This window comes from Rhizobium ecuadorense (assembly GCF_001187535.1).
Taxonomy (GTDB): Bacteria; Pseudomonadota; Alphaproteobacteria; order Rhizobiales; family Rhizobiaceae; genus Rhizobium; species Rhizobium ecuadorense.
Window position 1 is genome coordinate 1 of sequence record NZ_LFIO01000083.1, and the last position, 242, is coordinate 242.

Genomic DNA, 242 nt, shown 5'->3' on the forward strand with positions numbered 1-242 from the left:
GCAATATGATCGGCGGCAAACCGCGCCGTCGTTTCACGGATCGCGTCCGCGGTTTCGCCGAGCGAAAAATCAAACATGGCACTCCTCCCGCTGAAATATGTAGCGCGGGTTGCGGCCGGGTCAAAGTGTCCTTGATTGCAATGGCTCATCCAATTGCGAGAGAGCTTCCTCCCGGCGAAAGACCTCGGGGCTCTTGCCCATCCATTTCCGGAAGGCCCGGAAGAAGGCGCTCGGCTCGGAAT

General features: G+C 59.1%; 1 pseudogene. It reads right to left on the minus strand.

Annotated features, from left to right (window positions below):
- Positions 1-120: 120 nt before the first annotated feature.
- Positions 121-242: pseudogene (locus AF337_RS44935) on the minus strand (AraC family transcriptional regulator); the annotation flags it as partial.